The sequence below is a fragment of the Mucilaginibacter sp. P4_A11 genome (assembly GCF_056402535.1).
In genome coordinates, this window is record NZ_JBFUHE010000004.1 from 431,087 (window position 1) to 454,337 (window position 23,251).

Sequence of the window (23,251 nt, forward strand, 5' to 3'; positions counted from 1 at the left end):
ATTTAATGAGTAAACTGATCAGGCATATTTGTATTGTATTATTTGTTATGGCAATAGGCTATGAAGCTGTGGGACAAGTTAACCGCTTTGTTCCGGCTCAAACGCCTTCAAGGCCCGAGCTTAACCCCGTTCGCCCCAATGGTAATAAAAAAGGTGCGATGGGTAAAAAACTTGAGGCAGCCCGTAACAGGTATATCAGCCGCCAGCTTGATCTTACAGATGAAGAGGGCACTAAATTTTGGCCGCTCTACAATCAGTATCAGCAGGAACTTACTGCTGTGCGCATCCTGAAACGTTTAAACAACTCTACCTCTTCAACCAACGGCACCGAGCAAATTGACAAAGAAATTTATTACGAAAGCCAGCTGGTAGGAATCCGTAAACGTTACCGCGATTCATTCTCCAAGATCCTTCCTCCCGAGAAGGTAAGCATCCTGTACAAAAGCGAGCAGGAGTTTAACGACGAACTCATCAAACAACTCAGCGAACGCAGTGAAAGAGCGGGGAATTAGGGGGCAGAGGTTGGAGTTTAGAGATTAGTTATTTTTAGTCTCTACAAAATCAAAAGTATTTCGAATAACATTTACAGATGGATTTTCGTCCGTCTGTTTTAGTTTATCTTTGTCGGTAAATTTAATCACATGTCATTGAGGACTGGATTCTCCTACTCGTCATTGCGAGGTACGAAGCAATCCCCGATTGGCAGAGCCGCTCTGTATAGTTCGCGATTGCTTCGTACCTCGCAATGACGGTTTGGATTTTAACAGTTTTGAATACAACTTAACAACATGCCAACTCTTCGCCAGCTTTTTTTAGCCAACAATGCTCAAACTACCAACTTTCCTTTATTGCTTGAATTTGAGCGCGCCGAAGGTATTTATATGTACAATACGGAGGGCAAGCCCTATATCGACCTGATTTCGGGCATCGGCGTGAGCAGTTTAGGCCACAGTAATCCTTATGTTATTGATGCGATAAAACAGCAGGTTGATAAATACATGCACCTGATGGTTTACGGCGAATACGTACAAACGCCGCAGGTGCGCTTTGCTGAGAAGCTTGTTGCTGTATTGCCGGATAATTTGCAATCCGTATATTTTACCAACTCGGGAGCCGAGGCTGTTGAAGGGGCTTTAAAGCTTGCTAAGCGCTTTACGGGGCGGCAGCAGGTTGTTGCCTGCCTCAACTCATATCATGGCAGCACACACGGCGCATTGAGCGTTATGGGCAATGAGGAATTTAAGCAGGCTTACCGTCCTTTATTGCCGGGTGTAAATTTTATCCGTTTTAATAACCCGGATGATCTTCAACTGATCACCGAAGAAACGGCCTGTGTCATCATTGAAACCATCCAGGGTGAGGCTGGCATTCGTGTGCCGAATCTCGCCTACATGCAAGCCTTACGAGCGCGTTGTACCGAAATGGGTACGCTGCTGATACTGGATGAAATCCAGGCGGCGTTTGGTCGTACCGGAAAGCTTTTTGCTTTTGAGCATTTTGATATTGTTCCTGATATTTTGCTTTTAGCAAAAGCACTTGGCGGTGGGATGCCGATAGGGGCGTTCATTTCATCAAATCAGATCATGGATGCACTGAAGGAAAATCCAATCCTTGGTCATATTACTACGTTTGGCGGGCACCCGGTATGTTGTGCGGCGGGTTTAGCTGCCTTGGAGTATCTGCTGGATAACGATCTGGTGTCGGGCGTAGCCGAAAAAGAAGCCCTTTTTCGTGAATTGCTTGTACATCCAGCTATACTACAGGTACGTGGTAAAGGGCTTATGATGGCCATTGAACTGGAAAACTTCGACCTCAACAAAAAAATAATTGATCGTTGTATTGAAAATGGCGTAATAACCGATTGGTTCCTGCATTGTAGCAATTCTATGCGTTTAGCCCCTCCGCTTATTATTATACCTGATGAAATCAGGAAAGCTTGTGATGTGATCATTGAGGCAGTTGATTATTATATTAAATAGCCGCCTATTTACTCACGTGGCCCACGTTTCGCCGAACCGCCTCTCCTTCAGAGCCCACATGCAAATGCCATGCTATCACTTAACGCAATGACAAAACTTAATTAACAACCTGCGGTAATTTTTCACAAACTTATCTCCCGGGCCATCTGCATATACTTCCGCACTTCCTCATTAATATCTTCCCTAAAATACATTCTGAAGTAATGATTATACTGATCAGTACCGGGCACCTGTTTTATTTTACTGAAGCACAGGTTATCATCATAAACCTGTTTAAAGGGAAACACAACGTCGATAAAGTTTTTACCTAATTGGGTGATATAAGCAAAGTTTACCCTTGCCCCTAAAGCTATCATACTTTTGGTAGGGCAAACTTTGATTTCACCAATCTGCAAGTATTCATCAATCAAATGGTCAAACAGGGCCACAGTATGGGGTGATTTTCCGCTTAAGGCTTCTGAAAGCTCCCTGTCGCGGCATGAATGCACCTGGTTAGTGGCAGTAAATTCACGTTCGCATAAGGGGCAGGTCCACATGATATTTATGCCGTTTTAGTTTCCTTGCCTAACACGCTGTTTTTATAGCTGTAGGTGAAATAAATCACCAGGCCTATTACAAGCCATATCAAAAACCTGAGCCAATTGGTGTAGCCAAGCTCAGTCATGAGGTAAAAACAGCTCATGAGCCCTAAAACCGGAATTAGCGAGAAGTTTTTAATAAAGCTGTAAACCGCTATAATGATGATAAGGATAAAGAAAAGATAGTTAGGGAAATTATACAGGAAACCATTAATACCAAGGCTATATTTTTTAGCATCGCTGATATCATTTGTTTGCCTTACTGCGGTATTGAATTTATCTTCTTCTATATCCTTAAAATATTTTTTAGCCGAATCGGGCTGGGCGGCTACATGGGTGTTGTAAAGCTGATTGGTGGTTTTAAGCAGGCTTAGATTGTCATTGTTATCCAAATTATCAATAATGTCGCTCCGGTCTTTAAGCTTTTTAAACTGCATCATCTCTACTTGAGCAGCCGGTTTAAACCAGGCAACTGAGCCCAAAATCACAAGCGTTATAATTGGTATAATGAATTTACCATTTACATAAGGCAGGTGAAATCTACCTTTCACCGCTTCCTCGCGCGGGAGCAGCAATACTCCGCCGCAAACCAGTACAAAAGCAAAAAGGGTACCTATGCTGGTGAGGTCGGTTACCTCAGTAAGGTTCATGAACAGGGCGGGGATAGCAACAACAAACCCGGTTACCACAGTAGCAAATGCAGGCGTTTGGTATTTGGGGTGGATGCGTGAAAACGCTTTTGGCAATAAACCATCGCGACTCATACTCATCCAGATCCTGGGCTGGCCCAACTGAAATATCAGCAATACGCTGGCTGTGGCAATAACTGCGCTAATGGAGATCACATAACTTATTTTGTGCAAACCAACTTTCGCAAAAACAAAAGCCAGCGGGTCGCCAACCTGCAAATCTTTATAGCTTACCATACCGGTAAGTACAAGGGCTATCAGGATATATAATACAGTACAAATCACCAGCGAGTAGATCATACCACGAGGCAGATCGCGCTGAGGTTTTTCGCATTCTTCAGCAGTGGTTGATATGGCATCAAAACCAATGTAGGCAAAAAATACACCTGATACACCTTTCATAACACCACTGAAACCGTTAGGCATAAAAGGGTGCCAGTTGGCAGGCGTAACATAAAAAAAGCCCACTACTATCACGGCTATCACTATCACTATTTTAAGCACCACCATGGCATTGGTAGCCTTTTTTGTTTCGCGGATACCTATATAAACCAGATAAGTAATGACGATTACAATTAAAAGGGCGGGTAAATTGGCTATGAGTTTAAAATTACCTATACCCGGTGCCTGGTTCCAGGCCAGAGCTTCTGCTTTTACCCTATCACTAATATCGGCAAGGTTTGCCCCTGCTGCCTGAACCTGCTCATGCCCGCGCAAAGCCGAAACATAATCCATCGTAAGGAATTTGGGCATGTGGATATGAAAGCCTTCGAGCAGGTTTACGAAATATTCGCTCCAGGAAATGGCTACTGCGATGTTACCGATGGCATATTCCATTAACAAATCCCAACCAATGATCCATGCGATTAATTCGCCGAAAGAGGCATAAGCGTAGGTATAAGCACTGCCCGCAACCGGGATGCGCGAGGCAAACTCGGCATAACAAAGCGCCGAAAACCCGCATGTAACGGCGGTTAATATAAACAGGATGGAAACTGCAGGACCGCCGTGAAACGAGGCTTCGCCAATGGTCGAAAATATCCCTGCCCCCACAACGGCAGCTATGCCCATGAGGGTTAGGTCTTTTACATTAAGTTCTTTTTTGAGTTGGGATGTTGCTGTACCTGGATGCTCACTATCACTGAAACCACACTCAACATCATTTAAAATTTTTGCTACTGACTTTTTACGAAAGATACTTTTCGACATGTAGTTTAATTAATAAGTGCTAATCAATCTCAAAATTAATCATTTTTTTGCATTGAATAAGTATATGCTTACTTTGCACCATGAAGATAGGAATAAAAGACGTGTTGTACAGGATCCGCCCTTTTTTTATCCTTTACCTGATCGTTTTAGCTACCTGTTTGATCATCAAACTACTATGCAGCCGGGAGGCTATCTTTTTTACCGTTAACAGTTGGAATCAGCCCTGGCTTGATACCATTGAGCCCTACATTACTGACATTGGCGATGGCACCACAGCAGTAGTATTATCGCTTGTTATGCTGCTGTTTAGCTACCGTAGCTGGCTATTGCTGGCATCAAGCTATGCAATCACATCTATAGCCGCCCAAATCCTAAAATACATTTACATTGCCCCCCGCCCCAAGTTATATTTTGCCGACCAATGGAGCAGGGTACATACAGTAGATGGTGTTTATATTTTAGAAAAATACAGCTTCCCTTCGGGGCATACGGTGAGCGCTTTTTCGGCGGCACTTGTTATAACATATCTTTGTAAAAACAAAGGCTGGGGAATCCCAGCCTTGTTTATCGCCATAATGGTTGGCTATTCAAGAATGTATTTAACCGAGCATTTCTACGAGGATGTGCTTGCGGGCTCGGCTATTGGTGTTTTTATAACTATATTTTGGCTCACCTGGCTTGATAGCAAACAATTTATTAATTCGGCCAAGTGGAACAGGGGCCTGCTCGATTTATTCAAGAAAGCCCCTGCTGTTAATTAAACCCCTGCTTCCAGTTGCCTGTTTTTACGTTTGATCACTGTCAATACTATGATCAGCACGATAACGGCACCGCCTCCATAAATACCTATTTTGGCCGGGGCCGACATACCTTTTGCATCAGACAAATACTGGTCACGACGATCTAAAGTAGGTGCAATACGAATAGAGCCCGAAAACTGTTTCAACTCGGCTTTTGCCAGATCGGCCCTTTGCTCAGGGTAATTATACTCAAAGGTATAAGTTGCGTCCTGGGTATAAAGCAGGATAAAGTTCCTTAACTCGGGAGATTCACCGGTTGAACCGCTGTTATCGATCCGTAGTGTAAATACTTTACCTTCCAGTTTGCCTATGGTGGTATCGCGCGGATACATCACACTGCCATTAACAGATTGTTTCTGGATACCATTGATATAGTTTTTAAATACATCCTTTAGGTCTTTCTCTTTATTTAAAGGTTTGTTATTAGCGTTTGGTACGCGTAAAACAAGTATATTACCTAATGATCCGGTGCCTTGGTATATCTGTTGACCTAATGTATCCTTTTTGATAAACCCCGTAGGCAATGAAACCGTAACAAGGCTATCTATCTTTACAGGTTTTAGTGCCTGGCTAAAACCTGCAAGCGAAATAAGCATTATGCTTAAGCTTAAAATTATCTTTTTCATATTTATTTAACTTAAAAAAGAAGAATAAGTTTTAACTAATAATATATCATGAGATTTAAATGATAGCTAAATGACTTAAAATCAACAGTATAAACGCCAGCTAAAAGCAGAAAGGCGAAGACTGAAAGCTTGTTTAACTGGCGCGAATTTCAACTATATAAATAAAAAACCTGATTCTGTCTCCGAATTACTAAACCCTTACAATTGCGAGGTACGAAGCAATCCCCGATTAGCAGAGCAGCCTTGCAAGTTACTCTGTATAGTTGGGGATTGCTTCGTACCTCGCAATGACGGTTGGAGATGTTATGTTTTCCGCCTTCGGCTTTAAGCTTCTTTCAACTTAGCTAAAAGTTCATCCAGGCTTAACTCGGCAAAGGCTGTTGATGAATCGGAAACACCGTATGGAATAATAAGCTTGTTATTATGTACTATAGCGCCACAAGAATAAAGCACGTTGGGCACATAACCTTCGCGCTCATCACTGTTGGGAATCAGCAAAGGCTCTTTCAAACGACCGATCTCAACTGCAGGATCATCCAGCTTCAACAAGCTTGCCCCCAGTACATAGCGGCGCATAGGACCTACACCATGAGTGATCATGATCCATCCGTCAGGCGTTTCAATGGGTGAGCCGCAATTACCTATCTGCACAAATTCCCAGCTAAATTTAGGCTGTTGCAGCATCACCGGCTTTTCCCAGATATTGATTTTATCCGAGTACATAATATAATTATTACAGCCGTCTATGCGCGATATCATCACATACTTTCCGTTCACTTTGCGCGGAAACAGGGCAAGGTTTTTATTCTGCGCACCTGCCCCATATAAAGGCATAATCTTAAAATTATAAAAATCGGTTGTTTGCAGTAGCTTGGGCATGATCAGCGAACCATCGTAAGCTGTGTAAGTAGCATAGTAAACCTTGCTTCCGTCATCATTGGTAAACTGCACAAACCGGGCATCTTCAATACCCTTGCGCTCGTATTCAGATATCGGGAAGATCACCCTATCGGAAATATCGGTATCAAGCGAAAAAACAATTTCATAATAGGAATCAGCAAGCCAGAGCACTTTATCATATTCCAGCCGTTTCATGTCGTTTTCCTGTAACCTTTGCGAATCCATAATGATGCGGCGCAGGTTGGCGTATTCAAAATGATGATCAAGCTTTGATTCCAGCTCACCAATTACATCGATATTGATCTGCGTAATGGCCGCCTTTTCAAAAAACAACTTTTTATTATAAACGGCGTTCCGCACAATTTCGGCTTCGTCAATATAGCTGCCTGCAGGTTGTATACTGATGTTGTTATCCTTATCTATCCAGGCCCTACGAAAAGTTATTGATGAAATATGCCCCTCGCCTACTGCCCTAAAACTGATGATCACCCGGCGCTGCCCGTCTTCCAGTTCGGTTTGATCAGGATCCTCAACTATCGACGGATTGAAGAAAGCTGCCGATTCAATAGAATATTCGTGCGTAAAATACGACCCGATAAGCAGTTTACGATAAACGGTAAGCGTATCAAAATCAATATTCAGCTCCAAAAACAATGGTTTAAGCTTGCTGCAATGCCTGTTAAGCACACGGGTAATATTGCGGTGCCTTTTGGAGTACTCCTGCAGCAAGGGCGATACAATGCCGAAAGCATCTTCTTCACTAATAAGCATTACGCGTTCAATAACTTCTTTTGCCCGGTCGTTGCCATTAAAAAAAAACCTTGCAATTACACGTTTCGGATCTGGATTTACTCGGATGGGTTTGCGTTCGATAGAAAGTCTCATACAATGAAGTGGTAGCTTTTAGTTTGTAACAGCAATAACTGCAAATTGATTTATGCATTTTTAATTTAAACGCAACATTTAAAAAATGACACTTTACAGGCCGTTATAAAAACCTATCTTCATGCTTTGTTAATGTTTGCTGCAGTACTTTGCCTGCTATGAACATCCTGATCCTGTAACCCTTATTTATAGTTTTTTGTAATTTGCGCAATTATGAACGTACTAATTGTTGAAGACGAAAAAGGCCTTGCGCTTGAAGTTGATGAATTTTTAAGCCACGAAGGTTTTACTGTTGAACATGCCCGCACCAAAAAATCGGCATCCGAAAAGATCTTCGTAAACAATTATGACTTTATCCTGCTCGATCTGGGTTTGCCTGACGGCGACGGATTCGACCTGCTTAAGATGCTGAAAGGAATGAGTAACCGAGAAGATGCCGTGATCATACTCACGGCCCGCGGTGCTGTTGACGACCGGGTATCGGGTCTTGAGCAGGGTGCCGACGATTACCTGGCAAAGCCGTTTTCGCTGAATGAGCTATTGGCCCGCATGCATGCTATAACCCGCCGCAAACACCGCCTGGAAAGTAATGACATCAATGTAAAAGGCTTAAAGATCAATATTCAAAACCGCACCGTTACTTATAACGAAGAACGGATAGCCCTCACAAAAAAGGAATTTGAAATCTTTAACTACCTGGTGCTTAATAAAAACCGGGTTATATCGCGCACCAACCTCACCGAGCACGTTTGGGGCGATGTACTGGAAATAAATTCCGACTCCAACTTTGTGGATGTGCACGTTAAAAACCTGCGTAAAAAGCTATCGGCATATATCCCTATCGATTGGTTTGAAACTGTGAGGAGTATCGGCTACCGCATCAACATCTGAAATTAACAGCCTCATGAAATTACAGGTAAAACTGGCTCTTTATAACACGTTAACCAAGTTAGCCATCATACTTTTTACGGGCCTGCTTATCCTGCTTTCTATCGAAAAAATTTCGTACAATCATGTTGAGTTGAGACTTGAAGAAAATGAACGGGAAACGCTTAAAAACCTTACTTCAAAGGAAATCAACAGTAAGCTTGCCAATCAAAAACCCTATACCGATTATAATATCTTAAAAGAGGAATTCATCATTATTAAGCCCGTTGAGTTTCAGCCCACAGAAACCAAAGGCGCAAGATTTACCACCGAGACCCGCACCAGCGACCAGGTTACGCAAACTTATCGCATTTTAACCCATCAGTTTAACTTTAATAACCATACCTATCTGCTTGAAATCGGAGTTTCAATCACTTCTATTGAAGAATTAAAATCAATCATTAAAAGATTTACGCTCTTAACGCTGGTAATAGCACTTGCCCTTACCCTGGTAAGCGACCTGGTGTTCACTAAATTTTTGCTGGCTCCGTTTTATAAGATCATCGACCGCAAACTGATCAAGGTAAATGATCCTATGAACTTTGATTATGAGAAGATCCAGACCACTACTCAGGATTTCGAACTACTTGATGATAGTATCAGCACCCTCATGAAAAAGATCAGCAACCTGTTTAGCCTCGAGAAACAGTTTATTGCCAATGTATCGCATGAATTGCTTACGCCAATATCAATTATCAGTTCACGACTGGAGAATATTTTATTGCAAGAGGAACTTAGCGAAGCCAGCGAAAACAAGATGCATGCTTCGCTGAAAACATTAAACCGGCTCAAATCTATTATTAACAGCTTGCTGCTGATATCAAAAGTTGAGAATAACCAGTATGATAAAGCCGACGTGGTGATGATAGCTGGTGTGATTATGGAGATTGAAGAGGAACTTGAAGACCGTCTGGAAGAAAAGCACCTCACTTTCAACAATAACATCAAATACATCTACTCCATTATGGGCAATCGCCCGCTGATGCATACCCTGTTATTCAACCTGATAAACAATGCTATAAAATACAACAAACCCAAAGGAAGTATTACTGTCGCCGACGAACTGAAAGAAGATGTGTATATACTGGAAATAACCGATACAGGCGCAGGTATGGATCTGCAACAAATTGAAAATGCTTTTAACCGTTTCGAAAAATTTGAAACTGAAGAGAAGGAAAGCTATGGCCTTGGTTTAGCTATTGTAAAAAGTATCACTACGTTTCATAACATCAGGGTAAAAATAGACTCGGTGAAAAATAAGGGGACCAGCATATATCTCATATTTAACCGCGAATAGAACTTCACTTATTCTTCACATTGTATCAATACCTTTACAAAGTTTATTTATAAGTAGATCCCCTATTTAACTATATAGGCTGTTTTCCAATTGGTAACAGCCTTTTTTTATTTCAACAAAATACATTTATAGTAAACCGTCATTGCACGAGGCAGTGCCCCCCCAAATGGCGCAAGTCTTACGTAGGTGAGCTGAAGGATGGATGACTTGTGACCGTGTTCGCGATTGCTTCGTACCTTATAATGATGCGATCGTAAGGCATTGATTATTAAACACATTTGGGAATTGATATTATAAACATGGGCGTTGCCTGCGGCCCGTGCTATCCGCTCATACTGCACAGGCATTAGCCACAAGGCCGGTATCCGCTACTATCACTAACGCGGCCCCGCGCACCATAGCTAAAATATATTTTATACGTTATCATGTTTTTTTAGGTTCTCCCTGATACTTACCCGCTTCTATATAACCTTCCTATATCATCTTATTACGCTTAACCAGATAGGTATTCAGGATGTGATGATAACCTTCGTGAATATCAGCATCAACCAAATCGATATGATACTGAGCGCACTTTAATTCCAGTTGGTGACGGTATTCTTTTAACGATGCTTTATAAGCTTCCCTGATTCGGGCCGGGTTTACTTTCAGCTCATCTCCGCTTTCAATATCTATAAAATGATGAGGACGGTTATCGAAGTTAAGCTCAAGTTCCTTTTGTTTGTCGGTAACATTAAAGATCACTACCTCATGCTTATTAAATTTCAAATGCTGAATAGCCGCAAATAAAGCCTGCTGCTTTTCAGCATCAAGACTGTTCTCCAGCATATCGCTAAAAATAATCACTAACGAGCGTTGATGGATTTCCTGGGCTATATGGTGCAGTACGTTGGTGATATTGGTTTGCGTGTTTACTTTAGGGCTGGCGTACATTTTTTCCAGCTCGGCATATAAATAAAACAGGTGTGCGGTAGTTGATTTTGCAGCACTGATCCAATCGATCTTATCTGAAAATAAACAAAGCCCAAATGCGTCACGCTGTTTTTTGAACAGATACATGAGCGATGCTATGGCGTAAACTGAAAATTGCAGCTTATTGGTGCCCGTTTCCGGGAAATTCATGGATGATGAGGTATCCAGCAAAAGAAAACAACGAAGATTTGTTTCCTCTTCGAACTGCTTCACAAACAGCTTATCGGTACGGGCCAGCAGCTTCCAGTCGATATTTTTTACCGACTCGCCATTGTTGTATAAGCGGTGCTCAGCAAACTCAACCGAAAAGCCGTGAAAAGGACTTTGGTGTAAACCAGTAATGAAACCTTCAACCACTTGCCGGGCCAGCAATTCAAGATTGGCCAGTTGCCTTATTTGCTGATCATCGTTTAATTTGGGCATAGGCTAATATAGGGCATAAAAAAAGCGTTGCAAAATTGCAACGCTTTTTCATTAAAATATGTTGTGTTAATACTACAGTGCGTAGCATTAAATAAGCTTATTTGAGTTATGCTAACTGTTTTGCAAGTTTATCAGTTAATACTGATTTTGGCACAGCACCAATTTGTTTATCCACAATTTCGCCATTTTTGAAGAACAATAAGGCAGGGATGTTACGGATTCCGTATTTTACAGATATACCTGGGTTGTTGTCAACGTCTACTTTACCAACAACAGCTTTGCCTTCATATTCTTTTGCAATATCTTCAACTACCGGACCTACCATCCTACACGGACCACACCATTCTGCCCAAAAGTCAATTAATACCGGTTTGTCTGATTTCAGGACAAGCTCGTCAAAGTTTGCATCAGTTATTTCTAAAGCCATGATTTCTATTTTTTAAATTTTGTATTTACAAATATATGCTATTCAAATTGCTTGCCACAAGTGTACAACTGACAATGTGACAATTATATTATCATCAATAAGCCACTTAACACAAACATGACCATTTGTCGCATTCGCACCACAAAATACTACTTTGCGACATGACGTAATAATACAAATTACTTGTTTACAGAGCATATAAACAACTGTGCGGGCGGGTTACTTTTTAACATTGGCGGTATTAATTAACATTACAGCTATTCAACATGCTACTGTTTATTATCCCTTTCATACTTATTTTAGTTGCACCAATACTGCAATGGAAGTTTTCATTACGCCGGATAAAGGATAAAATAAGCTTGCCCTTGTATGCAATTTTTCTTTTATCGCTTTTACTCGCAGCAGGCCTGGCCACACTTGCATTTATAATTTCGCTTTATGGCGTGCCTGCCGATATTAAATGCGCAACGGGATGTACCGTTTTTATATCATTGGGGTTGTTAAATGTATGTTTTGTGATTCCGCTGATAGGGATTATTGGTTTATTATCATACTACAAGGCACATCGATAAAGGGTTTCAAATATAATTTATAGCGAAATGTATATCTTATTAATTTGGCTTATAGCACCTGTGGTACAGATATATCTGTCGGCATTAAGAATAAATGGTCGCATTATTTTACCTATAATTGGCAGCACTGTATTGTCCTGGGTTTTAGGTATCGTATCAACAGCTATATTTATTCATTATTTTATTCAGACACCTTCCTCACGGTGCGGACTGGTTAGCGTATCGCTATTATTTGGTGGTATATGCATTGATGGGGTAATCGCCTTATTTATTGGCATCTTCAGCTATATTTTCTTCCTCATCAAAACAAAAAATGACCGGAAGCAACAGCTCCCGGTCACCGGTTAATAAATTGTCCGTATCCTCAATTCTCACATTACCCCAATTTTTGAGGAGCCGGATAAATATTCCCTTTATTCTTATGCACCTTTTAAAGTGGCCATACCACCATCAGCAATCAGCTCGGCACCTGTTATAAATGTTGAATCATCAGAAGCGAAGAAGGTTACTGTTTTGGCTATTTCTTCTGCTAAACCAAAACGGCCCATAGGTATCTGTTTTACAAGTTCAGAACCCATGCCTTCCAGTTGTTCCTGCGTTAAGCCTAATTTATCGGCAGTATGTAAAGGCGTTACAACCGGGCCAGGACTTACAGAGTTAACCCTGATACGGCGTGGTAATAATTCGGCTGAGATGTTTTTGGCTAATGAAAGTAATGCTGCTTTACTTGCTGCATAAACAGTTGCGCCAGCCATGCCTATGTGTGCATTGATTGAAGTATTCAGGATGATAGAACCGCCATCGTTAATTAAAGGCAATAACTGCTGAATGCTGAAGTAAGCACCTTTAAAGTTGATGTTCATGATATCGTCAAACATCTGTTCGCTCATTTGCTCGGTTGAGTTGAACTGGCCAATACCTGCATTAACAAATACGATGTCAATTTTTTCGGCAATGGCTTTTACTTTTTCGCCAAGCTGTTTAACCTGGTTCATGTCGCCGCTATCAGCAATTACACCCTGAGCATCGGCACCAAGTATTTCAATTGCTTCATTAATTGATTTTTGGTTCCTGCCGGTGATGATCACTTTAGCACCTTGTGCAATGAACTCCTGTGCTGTGGCCAGGCCTATACCACTGTTTCCGCCTGTTATTACTGCTGTTTTTCCTTGTAACTTTTTCATTATCTTTGTTTTGATACATCAAAGATACACCGGGTTACAGCGCCCCACAAGAATGCACCATTTTGTGTGCAACATACTTTTTGGTAGGTTATGGGCCGGTTTGATGCAATCGCTATATCGCCTTTTTCATTATGACAAAAAACAGACATTCTGATCATTCCTGTACGATGGCAGCGGCCCTCAGCGTGATCAGCGGTAAGTGGAAACTGAGTATAATAAACCAATTATTATCCGGGCAGAAGCGATACAGCGAAATAAACCGGGCCATTCCGGGCATGACCGAAAAGATGCTTTCACAACAGATCCGCGAACTGGAAGAGGACGGTATCGTAACCCGCCATATTTTTCCTGAAGTACCGCCAAGGGTTGAATATTCCCTCACTCCCATCGGCCAGGAACTATCGTCTATATTTTACACCCTCGAAACCTGGGGCAGCCATTACATGACTGTAACCAACGCTAACGGCGAAGTAATCAAGCCTGATTATACTTGTTATACTTTGATTAAGCAGGATGATGAGGTAGTGAGAGTGGAAGTGTAACACAGTTTTAAGATCCTTGCTCTCGTTTATAACGAGTGCTTAATATGGTTTGGTGATTGTATCGCCCGTTGCGTTACAAACGCAAACCCAGGTTACGCACTCGTTACAACTCGAGCGCGAGTTAAAGGAGAGCGCAAGTCGAACATCTCCACCGCGTCATTGCGAGGTACGAAGCAATCGCGAACTTTACACAGCGGCTCTGCTAATCGGGGATTGCTTCGTTCCTCGCAATGACGGGTGTATATACAAGTAGGAAATATCCTAACTCAACACCGGCTCTTCATTAGTCAAGCTATGGATCCCGGCCATAAAATCATCGCTTGGGTTTACTTTGAATGATTTGGATGAGAGCTCAACCAGCATAACCTCTTCCCTGTCCTTGATCTGGAAACGGAGCTTACAGTTTTTTACCGGGTACTTTTGGTTATTATCATCTATCATGTGCTGAATATCATCCAACAGCTTACTATTAAGCATTTGCACATCAATACAAACAGTTAATGATTTGGTAAGCTTATCACGCATTTCTGATAGCAGGTCCATCACCATGATCCGGAGATCCCAGTTATCTTTCTGGCGGAATTTCTCTTCAATATTTCCTTTAATATGCAGGAAGTAACCTTCCATCATCATGTTACGGAACTTTACATAATCATCACCAAACAGGGCAAACTCGTACGATTCATTATAATCCTCAAACACAAACGTGCCAAATGGCTTGCCGGTTTTGGTCATTTTATGCTGAACGCTTGATACCAGGCCACCTATCCGCAATTCACCGCGACGGCGCAGCTCATTAAACGCCGCTGTTACATCTTCACCGCCTTCGCCTGAGCGGGCTTTTTGCATCAGTTTCAGATCGCTGATGTTGGCGTTACAGAAACGCTTAAGTTCAACTTTATAATTATCCAACGGGTGACCGGTTAAATAGATCCCGATAACCATTTTCTCGTACTTCAGCTTTTCTATCAGTGCCCATTCCTCAACATCTGGCATAGCCGGCTCAGGCACGTATGATGCTACCGAACCGCCAAACAACGATGATTGTGAACTGCTTTGTACGTTCTGATAATCGTTGGCATATTTGATGAGGCGTTCAACACCAGTTAAAACACCCAACTCCGTTTTGGCAAAAAATTTGGCCCGGGGAATCTCAAAACCATCAAAGGCACCACCATATACCAAATTTTCGTACGATTTGCGATTAACGCTGCGGGTGTTTGAACGCCGTGCAAAATCATAAACCGTTTCAAACGGACCATTGGCGTTACGCTCTTCAATGATACTTTCTACCGCTTTGTCACCCACACCTTTTACACCGGTTAAACCGAAACGTACCTGCCCCCGTTTGTTCACGGCAAAAGCCATGTCCGACTCGTTGATGTCCGGCCCTAAAACCTCAACACCCATGCGGCGGCATTCCTCCATAAAGAAGGTAATTTTTTCAATATTGTTCTGGTTATTTAAAACCGCCGCCATATATTCTGACGGATAATGCGCTTTTAAATAAGCAGTTTGATATGCCACGAAAGCGTAGCAGGTAGAGTGCGATTTATTGAACGCGTACTGAGCAAATGCTTTCCAGTCGGTCCAGATTTTGGTAAGCTTATCTTTGGGGTGACCCTTGGCAACGGCACCATCCATAAACTGAGCTTCCATTTTGTTCAGTACCTCGATCTGCTTTTTACCCATCGCCTTACGCAAAACGTCGGCATCGCCTTTACTAAAGCCCGCTAACTTTTGCGACAGAAGCATCACCTGTTCCTGGTATACGGTAATACCATAGGTTTCGCCAAGGTATTCCTCCATATCCGGAAGGTCAAACACTACCGGTTCGCGGCCATGTTTACGGCTGATGAAGTTAGGTATGTACTCTATCGGCCCAGGACGGTAAAGCGCGTTCATGGCAATCAAATCCTCAAACCTATCGGGCTTAAGTTCGCGCAGATACATTTGCATACCATCACTTTCAAACTGGAAAGTACCATTGGTATCGCCACGCTGATAAAGCTCATAAGTTTTAAGGTCATCAAGCGGTATGTAGTCGATATCTATCACTACACCGTGATTCTGTTTGATCATCCGCAGGGCGTCTTTAATAATGGTAAGGGTTTTTAAACCCAAAAAGTCCATCTTAATTACACCTGCATCTTCAATTACACGGCCGTCATATTGGGTAACCAGCAGGTCCGAATCTTTAGCGGTGGCTACCGGTACAATATCGGTAAGGTCATAAGGGGCAATGATGATCCCCGCAGCGTGCACACCGGTGTTACGTACCGATCCTTCCAGTTTTTCGGCCTCGCGCAGTACCTGTGCTTTCAGGTCGTTCCCGTTCAGGATCTCTTTTAGTTCTGGAACCTGCTCAATAGCATCCTTCAGGGTGATACCCAATGTTTCGGGCACAAGCTTTTTCATGGCACTTACATCGGCCAGTGGCATATCAAGCACACGGCCCACGTCCTGGATACTGGTACGCGCAGCCATTGAACCATAGGTAATGATCTGGGCTACCTGGTTTTTACCGTATTTATCAACCACATAATCAATAACCCTTTGCCTGCCGGCATCGTCAAAGTCCGTGTCAATATCGGGCATCGATTTACGGTCGGGGTTCAGGAACCTCTCAAACAGGAGGTTATACTTCATCGGATCGATATTGGTGATCCCTGTACAATAAGCCACTACCGATCCAGCTGCCGAACCACGGCCCGGACCAATAAATACGCCCATATCGCGCCCGGCCCTGATAAAGTCGGCCACAATAAGGAAGTATCCGGCAAAACCCATCGTACGGATGGTGAACAGCTCAAAGTTGATGCGTTCCTCAGTCTCCGGGCTAATATCTATATAACGCTCCTTAGCCCCCATAAAAGTAAGGTGCTTTAGGTACTCCCACTGGTTAAGGGTATCAGCATCGGGTGTATTGTGAATCTTAAATTCGTCGGGAATAACGTAGTTAGGCAGCAGGATATCGCGCTTTAGCTTCAGTACCTCTACCTTATCAACAATTTCGTTGGTATTATCCAGTGATTCAGGCAAATCATGAAACAACTGTCCCATCTCTGCCTGTGTTTTAAAGTAAAACTGATCATTTGGGAAACCGAAACGATAGCCTTTACCACCTTCCTCATCAGTTGCAATGGGGGTACTCTGCATATCGCCCGTGTTAACGCAAAGCAAAATATCATGCGCGTTCGAGTCCTGCTGATCCACATAGTGTGAATCGTTTGAACAGATCACTTTAACATTATATTTTTTTGCATAGGTGAGCAAAACATTATTGATGATTTGCTGCTCGGGGATCTCGTGGCGTTGCACCTCGATATAAAAATCCTCGCCAAACAAATCAAGCCACCATTTAAATTCCTTCTCTGCATTTTCGGGCGTATCTCTTAAAATAGCCTGTGGAACTGATGCACCAATACAGCACGTAGTGGCGATGATACCTTCATGATATTTTACAATAAGCTCCTTATCAATACGGGGCCATTTACTGTACAGCCCTTCCATATAACCCAATGAGCATAGCTTTACCAGGTTTTTGTACCCGGTAGGGTTTTTAGCCAGCATCAGTTGGTGGCGGCGTACGTCCTTATTCTCTTTGGTGAACTGTTTTTTATGCCTGTCTTCAACCACATAAAATTCGCAGCCTACAATGGGTTTCACATTGTGTTTACCGGCTTCGGCCACAAACTTAAATACACCAAACATGTTACCATGATCGGTTATTGCCAGGGCCTTCATCCCATCCTTGGCGGCTTTTTTATACAGCTTGGAAATATCGGCTGCACCATCGAGCAATGAGAATTGGGTATGTACGTGGAGATGAGAAAAATCAGGCATAGTTAATCCGTTTCAGCAAAATCGTTATGAAATACAAAGTTAAAACAAGTTGATGAGTTAAAACAAGTTCGGCTATTGAATGTTAAAAAATAGCGTTGTGAAATTTTCTTTTAAGCCGGTCCCCCATTTTGTAAATTATACAAAACACACAGCGAACAGCTATACTTAGCATGTTATTTGTTTATATTAACCATCACGATCTTCACCTTTGAAATACACATACAATTGAAAAAAATACTACGAATAACCCTTAAAACGATACTTTGGATACTGGTAAGTGTAGTTCTGCTGGTTATCCTTGTAGTAATTTTGATACAGGTACCTGCCGTACAAAACTTCGCAAAAGATAAAGCCGTAACTTTTTTACAAAATAAGATCCATACCAAAGTTAAAATTGGGCATATCAGTTTGGGCTTGCCTAAGCTGCTTGTACTGGAAGATGTTTATTTTGAAGACCAGAAAAAAGACACCCTCATTGCCGGCGAAAAACTAAAGGTTGATATCAGCATGCTTAAGCTGCTGCACAGCCAGGTTGAGGTGAACGAGATAAACTTGCAGGGCATTACCGCCAACGTAAGCCGTGGAGCCGATAGTGTATTCAACTTCGATTACATTATGAAGGCTTTTGTTGGCGAACAAAAGAAAGAAGTAAAACCTACCGATACTACTTCAACCATGAAGTTTTCTGTTGATAAGATCATCCTCGATAAGATCAACCTAAAATATAAGGACGCCATTACCGGCAACGACGTGAAATTCTTGCTGGGCCATTTTGATACCCGCGTTAAGGATTTTGATATGGATAAAATGAAGTTCACCATACCAAAAATTACCCTGAGCGATGTAAACGCAAAGATCATCCAAACGCCAACCGGTCCGCCGCCGCCCGATACCGCTACTGCACCTTTAAACATGGACCTGAATTTAGGTGTTATCGATATCTCCAAAATTAAAGTCGATTATCAAAGTGCCGAGATGGGTGCCAAGGTAGATCTGAGCAAATTTTTGGTGGAGATGGATAAGATCGATCTGAAAAACCAAAGGGTAGGCATTAAAAACATCGAACTAAGCGATACCAAAGCGGGCCTTAGTTTAGCCAAACCCAAAACAGTAGTCAAAGCTGTTGTAAAGGCTGTAAAAAAACTGGATACACTGGTATCTTCTCCTACCAAATCGGCATGGAGGGCAACCATCGGTAAAGTTACCTTCACTAACGATAATATTAAGTTTGATAATGAGGCGCAGAAAGCAATACCCAAAGGTTTGGATTTTGGACACATGGACATCCGCAGCCTGAATGCCGAAGCTGAAGAAATTTCATATAGCACTGATACCATTTCGGGCAAGATCAACTCTTTTACCTTTACCGAAAAAAGTGGCTTGAAGATCAATAAGTTTCACACGGCGTTCCTGTACGGGCCAACCAATGCCTACATGAACGATCTGCTGCTGGAAACCCCGCAAACTACCTTGCAAAAATCGGTACAGGTACGTTACCCATCTATCGATGCCATCACCAAAAACATTGGCGCGCTGGGCATCAATGCCAATTTAGACGGCAGCCGTTTAGGTCTGAAAGACGTTTTACTACTGATGCCAACCATGGCCACCATGGAGCCTTTCAAATCATCGCCGGGCACAGTGTTCAAGATCAATGGCAGGGTAAGCGGACAAGTGAATAACCTCGACATTCCTAACCTTGAAGTAACCGGGCTTAGCAGCACCCACATTAAGGCATCAGCTAAAATGAAAGGGCTGCCCAATGTAAATAAGGCGACCTTTGATGTCAACATCGCCGACTTCAGCACCAGTCGCAGCGATATATACAAGCTTGCTCCTGCCGGTAGCATCCCGCCGAATGTAAGCATCCCCGAAAAAATGAGCCTGAAAGGTAACTTTAAAGGCAGCATGTATACGTTCAACACCAAAATAGGCCTGCGCTCAAGCTACGGCGCAGTTGACCTGGTAGCTGCTTTAAAGAACGGGCAAAATAAGAACACAGCAACCTATACCGCAAGCATTAAGGCTAACGAGCTTAATGTTGGGGCACTCACCAAACAACCGCAAATGGTTGGCCACATTACCATGAATGCCAATTTAAAAGGCACAAACCTCGACCCTAAAAAAGCAAGCATAGCTTTTAATGGCACTGTAGCAAAGGCTTATGTTAAAGGTTACAGCTATCAAAACCTTATAATGAAAGGCACCTCAAGCAATGGCGCATATACGGCTGTTGCCCGTATGAAAGACCCTAACATTAATTTTAGTTTAGATGCTAAAGCCAACCTGAATAAGAAATACCCGGCGGTTAAAGCCACTTTAAATGTAGATAGCATCAACCTTAAAAACCTGCACTTTGTTGCGGATGACATGCGCTTTCATGGTAAGATCGTTGCCGATGTGCCAACTGCCGATCCGGATTACCTGAACGCCAATATTAAAGCCACCGACTTGTTGGTAGTTAACAAAGGTCAGCGGATCCAGATGGATACCATCAGCCTCATTTCAACAGCCAGTGCCGATAGCAGCACATTGCGGTTAACAACGCCTATCATGACTGCACATATGGCCGGTAAGTACAAGCTTACCCAGATAGCCCCGGCCATGCAGGATGTGATCAACAAATATTTCAATACCGCTATAGCAGGTGGCCAGCAGGTGGCAGTTAAAACTAAAGGAGGCAAAACGGTTAAAACCAAACCTGCACCGGTAGTTAAGTACGATGCACAGCAATTTAAGTTTGAAGCCCGGCTGGTTAAAACCCCTTTGCTAACCCAGTTTGCGCCCGACCTGAAACAGCTTGATCCTGTTTTGCTGAATGGCAGCTTCAACAGTCAAACCGGCGAACTGGTAGTTAAAGGTTCTATACCAAAAGTGGTTTATGGTACTAACACCATTAACAAAGCATCGCTTAATATCAATACCGGTAACAACGTCCTTAATTATAATTTTTCTGTCGATGAAGTTAAAGTTGGCTCATCTGTTGATCTGTTGTACACCAGTATCTCCGGTGCAGCACAGGATAATAAAGCGGGTGTAAGTATCCAAATCCGCGACGCGGCTAAGAAAGAGCGTTTCCGCATTGCGGGTACCTTTAGTATACTGCCGGATGAATATCAGTTTAGCTTTAACAAGGATGGACTGCTGCTTGATTACCTGCCATGGGCGGTTAGTGATGATAACTTTTTACAATACGGAACAAAAGGTATTCTGGCACATAACTTTACCATTACCAATAACAACCAGGTGCTGAGCGTTAACAGCAGCACACAGGAGTTTAACAGTCCGCTCAATATCAAGTTTAACAATTTCCATATTGAGGCGCTTACCAAAATGGCCAAGCAGGATTCCTTACAGGTAGGTGGTACCATTAACGGGGATGCTACCGTAAGTAATTTCCAGACCGCACCTTTGTTTACAGCGGCCATCAATGTAAATGATTTCAATTTTAAGGGAGATACCGTAGGCAACATCGCCCTTAAGGTAAATAACCAAACCGCCAACGCATATGCCGCCCAAATGAGTATCACGGGTAAAGGCAACCAGGTTGACCTGAACGGTACTTATTATACATCTCCCGAAAGCCGTTTTGATCTCGACTTGAACATTGTTAACCTGAGCATGAAGAGTATTGAGGGCTTTAGCTTTGGCAGCCTGCGTAACGCCACGGGAAATATTACGGGTGCCCTTAAAATATCCGGCACCACAACCGCGCCTTCGGTAAGGGGTGATATCAACTTTAACAAGGTAGGCTTCAACGTAGCCATGCTTAACTCCTACTTCAGGATGCCGCAGGAAAGTATCACGTTCAACAACGAGGGCATCCGCTTTAATGATTTCACTTTGGTTGATTCAACAGGCAACAAAGCAGTGGTAAGCGGAAGTATTTACACCAAAACTTACACCGACTTCGCTTTCGGTATGGATATTAATGCCACCAACTTCAGAGTTACAAACTCAACCCAGGCTGATAATAAACTTTATTACGGTAAGCTTTATGTGGATACCCGAATCAAGATCCGCGGAAATATGGCTAAACCTGTGGTTGATGCCAATCTTACGGTAAACGATAAAACTGATATGACCTTTGTACTGCCCACTAATGACCCTGCCGTGGAAGATAGAAAAGGCGTTGTTGATTTTATTGATAAAGATGCACCTAAATTAGACTCTATCATGCTGGCGCGGCAACTGGATTCGCTCAAAAAATCGGATGTTACCGGTCTGGACGTATCCGCTAATATTATAGTTAATAAAAACGCTGCTTTTACCATTGTTATTGATGAACGCAACGGCGATGTAGTGCACCTGAAAGGTGAAGCCAACCTGAATGGCGGCATCGACCCAAGCGGCAAGATCAACCTAACCGGTACCTATGTGGTTAATTCAGGATCGTATAACCTGGCTTACGCAACCGTAAAACGTACCTTCAACTTTAAGCAAGGCAGCACCATTGTTTGGACGGGCGACCCAACCAGTGCCAATATCGACCTTACAGCGATTTACGTTGCCAACGTACCGCCGATTGACCTGGTTGCCAACCAGCTTCCAGACGCACAAAATACAACCATGTATAAGCAAAAGCTGCCGTTCAACGTTAACCTTAACCTGAAAGACCAGCTGCTTACACCAACTATCAGCTTTGATATCGTATTGCCTGATAGTACTTATTCTGTATCATCAGATGTGGTAAGTACTGTAAACACCCGTTTGACCCAGATACGGCAGGATCCTAATGAACTTAATAAACAGGTATTAGGTGTATTGGTACTTGGCCACTTCATTGGCGATAACCCGCTGCAAAGCCAGGGTGCAGGTACATCAATTGAAGGCACTATCCGTAACAGCGTAAGCAGTTTATTATCCGATCAGTTGAACCGTTTGGCAGGCAGCCTGATTTCGGGTGTGGACCTGAACTTCGGCCTGTCGTCTGGCGAAGATTACTCATCCGGAACCGCTACTAACCGTACTGATTTAAATGTGGGCCTATCCAAGCGCTTCCTGAGCGACCGGCTTACAGTAAGCGTTGGCAACAACTTTAACCTGGAGGGCAATCAGCCAGGTCAAAAAGCATCCAACATAGCGGGGGACGTATCTATAGCCTATAAACTTAGTAAGGATGGCCGCTATACCCTACGTGCTTACCGCCGCGACGAATTTATTGTGATACAAGGGCAGATCATTGAAACCGGTGTAGGCTTTACTTTAACGGTTGATTATAACCGCTTCAGGGAAATCTTCCGCAAACGTACCCCTGAAGAACGCAAGTTGCGYCGCCAATATCAACAGCAGCAAAAAGACGAAAAACAAAAACAACAGGAAGCAGACAAGGCGCTGGAGCAAAAGAACATGCAGCAGCAACAGGACAACAAACCGCAAACTACTTCAAACTAAG

Annotated in this window: 17 protein-coding genes; 9 read left to right on the plus strand and 8 right to left on the minus strand. The window is 42.8% G+C overall.

All coding sequences use genetic code 11. From position 1 onward, the window contains the following. The first annotated feature begins 5 nt into the window (after positions 1 to 5). Together AC1DUD_RS11070 and AC1DUD_RS11075 are read left to right on the plus strand one after the other, a co-directional pair. Complete coding sequence (locus AC1DUD_RS11070) at positions 6 to 512, plus strand: hypothetical protein (protein ID WP_110587236.1); 507 nt, start codon at positions 6 to 8, stop codon at positions 510 to 512. Positions 513 to 788: 276 nt separating this feature from the next. Continuing rightward, positions 789 to 1,979: an aspartate aminotransferase family protein gene (locus AC1DUD_RS11075; protein ID WP_477374563.1), complete on the plus strand. Its 1,191-nt coding sequence runs from the start codon at positions 789 to 791 to the stop codon at positions 1,977 to 1,979. A 122-nt stretch (positions 1,980 to 2,101) separates the two neighbouring features. Here AC1DUD_RS11075 and AC1DUD_RS11080 read toward each other — a convergent pair whose 3' ends face one another. Then, positions 2,102 to 2,515: a DUF5655 domain-containing protein gene (locus AC1DUD_RS11080; protein ID WP_477374565.1), complete on the minus strand. Its 414-nt coding sequence runs from the start codon at positions 2,513 to 2,515 to the stop codon at positions 2,102 to 2,104. A 5-nt stretch (positions 2,516 to 2,520) separates the two neighbouring features. Next, positions 2,521 to 4,455, minus strand: a complete 1,935-nt coding sequence (locus AC1DUD_RS11085; RefSeq protein ID WP_477374567.1) for an amino acid permease — start codon at positions 4,453 to 4,455, stop codon at positions 2,521 to 2,523. An 80-nt stretch (positions 4,456 to 4,535) separates the two neighbouring features. Between AC1DUD_RS11085 and AC1DUD_RS11090 the strand changes: the two genes are divergently transcribed. After that, on the plus strand, positions 4,536 to 5,216 hold the full coding sequence (locus AC1DUD_RS11090; RefSeq protein ID WP_477374569.1) for a phosphatase PAP2 family protein: 681 nt from the start codon (positions 4,536 to 4,538) through the stop codon (positions 5,214 to 5,216). Here AC1DUD_RS11090 and AC1DUD_RS11095 read toward each other — a convergent pair. Both AC1DUD_RS11095 and AC1DUD_RS11100 read right to left on the minus strand, forming a co-directional pair. Continuing rightward, positions 5,213 to 5,881 (minus strand): hypothetical protein, encoded by a 669-nt coding sequence (locus AC1DUD_RS11095; protein ID WP_477374571.1) that lies wholly within the window; start codon positions 5,879 to 5,881, stop codon positions 5,213 to 5,215. The two genes, AC1DUD_RS11090 and AC1DUD_RS11095, sit on opposite strands and share 4 nt — an antisense overlap. A gap of 324 nt (positions 5,882 to 6,205) precedes the next feature. Beyond that, a complete protein-coding gene (locus AC1DUD_RS11100; protein ID WP_477374573.1) occupies positions 6,206 to 7,666 on the minus strand; it encodes a glycoside hydrolase family 130 protein in 1,461 nt (486 codons plus the stop codon). 213 nt (positions 7,667 to 7,879) lie between these two features. Here AC1DUD_RS11100 and AC1DUD_RS11105 point away from each other — a divergent pair, with 213 nt between their 5' ends. Continuing rightward, complete coding sequence (locus AC1DUD_RS11105; RefSeq protein WP_477374575.1) at positions 7,880 to 8,557, plus strand: response regulator transcription factor; 678 nt, start codon at positions 7,880 to 7,882, stop codon at positions 8,555 to 8,557. Positions 8,558 to 8,570: 13 nt separating this feature from the next. Continuing rightward, positions 8,571 to 9,890 carry a sensor histidine kinase gene (locus AC1DUD_RS11110; RefSeq protein WP_477374577.1) on the plus strand — a complete coding sequence of 440 codons (1,320 nt, stop codon included), beginning with the start codon at positions 8,571 to 8,573 and terminating at the stop codon, positions 9,888 to 9,890. A gap of 474 nt (positions 9,891 to 10,364) precedes the next feature. Here the strand turns inward: AC1DUD_RS11110 and AC1DUD_RS11115 are convergent, their stop codons facing one another. Both AC1DUD_RS11115 and trxA read right to left on the minus strand, forming a co-directional pair. Then, complete coding sequence (locus AC1DUD_RS11115; protein WP_477374579.1) at positions 10,365 to 11,285, minus strand: DUF58 domain-containing protein; 921 nt, start codon at positions 11,283 to 11,285, stop codon at positions 10,365 to 10,367. Between the two features lie 106 nt (positions 11,286 to 11,391). After that, complete coding sequence (gene trxA / locus AC1DUD_RS11120) at positions 11,392 to 11,712, minus strand: thioredoxin (protein WP_022831961.1); 321 nt, start codon at positions 11,710 to 11,712, stop codon at positions 11,392 to 11,394. Between the two features lie 266 nt (positions 11,713 to 11,978). Between trxA and AC1DUD_RS11125 the strand changes: the two genes are divergently transcribed. Together AC1DUD_RS11125 and AC1DUD_RS11130 are read left to right on the plus strand one after the other, a co-directional pair. Further along, a complete protein-coding gene (locus AC1DUD_RS11125; RefSeq protein WP_477374582.1) occupies positions 11,979 to 12,284 on the plus strand; it encodes a hypothetical protein in 306 nt (101 codons plus the stop codon). A gap of 27 nt (positions 12,285 to 12,311) precedes the next feature. Next, positions 12,312 to 12,632 carry a hypothetical protein gene (locus tag AC1DUD_RS11130; protein ID WP_477374584.1) on the plus strand — a complete coding sequence of 107 codons (321 nt, stop codon included), beginning with the start codon at positions 12,312 to 12,314 and terminating at the stop codon, positions 12,630 to 12,632. Positions 12,633 to 12,703: 71 nt separating this feature from the next. Here AC1DUD_RS11130 and AC1DUD_RS11135 read toward each other — a convergent pair whose 3' ends face one another. Continuing rightward, positions 12,704 to 13,468 (minus strand): SDR family oxidoreductase, encoded by a 765-nt coding sequence (locus tag AC1DUD_RS11135; RefSeq protein ID WP_477374586.1) that lies wholly within the window; start codon positions 13,466 to 13,468, stop codon positions 12,704 to 12,706. A gap of 167 nt (positions 13,469 to 13,635) precedes the next feature. On the opposite strand from AC1DUD_RS11135, the gene AC1DUD_RS11140 reads away from it, so the two are divergent. After that, positions 13,636 to 14,010, plus strand: a complete 375-nt coding sequence (locus AC1DUD_RS11140; protein WP_477374588.1) for a winged helix-turn-helix transcriptional regulator — start codon at positions 13,636 to 13,638, stop codon at positions 14,008 to 14,010. Between the two features lie 261 nt (positions 14,011 to 14,271). Here AC1DUD_RS11140 and dnaE read toward each other — a convergent pair whose 3' ends face one another. After that, on the minus strand, positions 14,272 to 17,856 hold the full coding sequence (dnaE, locus tag AC1DUD_RS11145) for a DNA polymerase III subunit alpha (protein ID WP_477374590.1): 3,585 nt from the start codon (positions 17,854 to 17,856) through the stop codon (positions 14,272 to 14,274). Between the two features lie 225 nt (positions 17,857 to 18,081). Between dnaE and AC1DUD_RS11150 the strand changes: the two genes are divergently transcribed. Beyond that, a complete protein-coding gene (locus tag AC1DUD_RS11150; protein WP_477374592.1) occupies positions 18,082 to 23,250 on the plus strand; it encodes a translocation/assembly module TamB domain-containing protein in 5,169 nt (1,722 codons plus the stop codon). Position 23,251 lies beyond the last annotated feature (1 nt).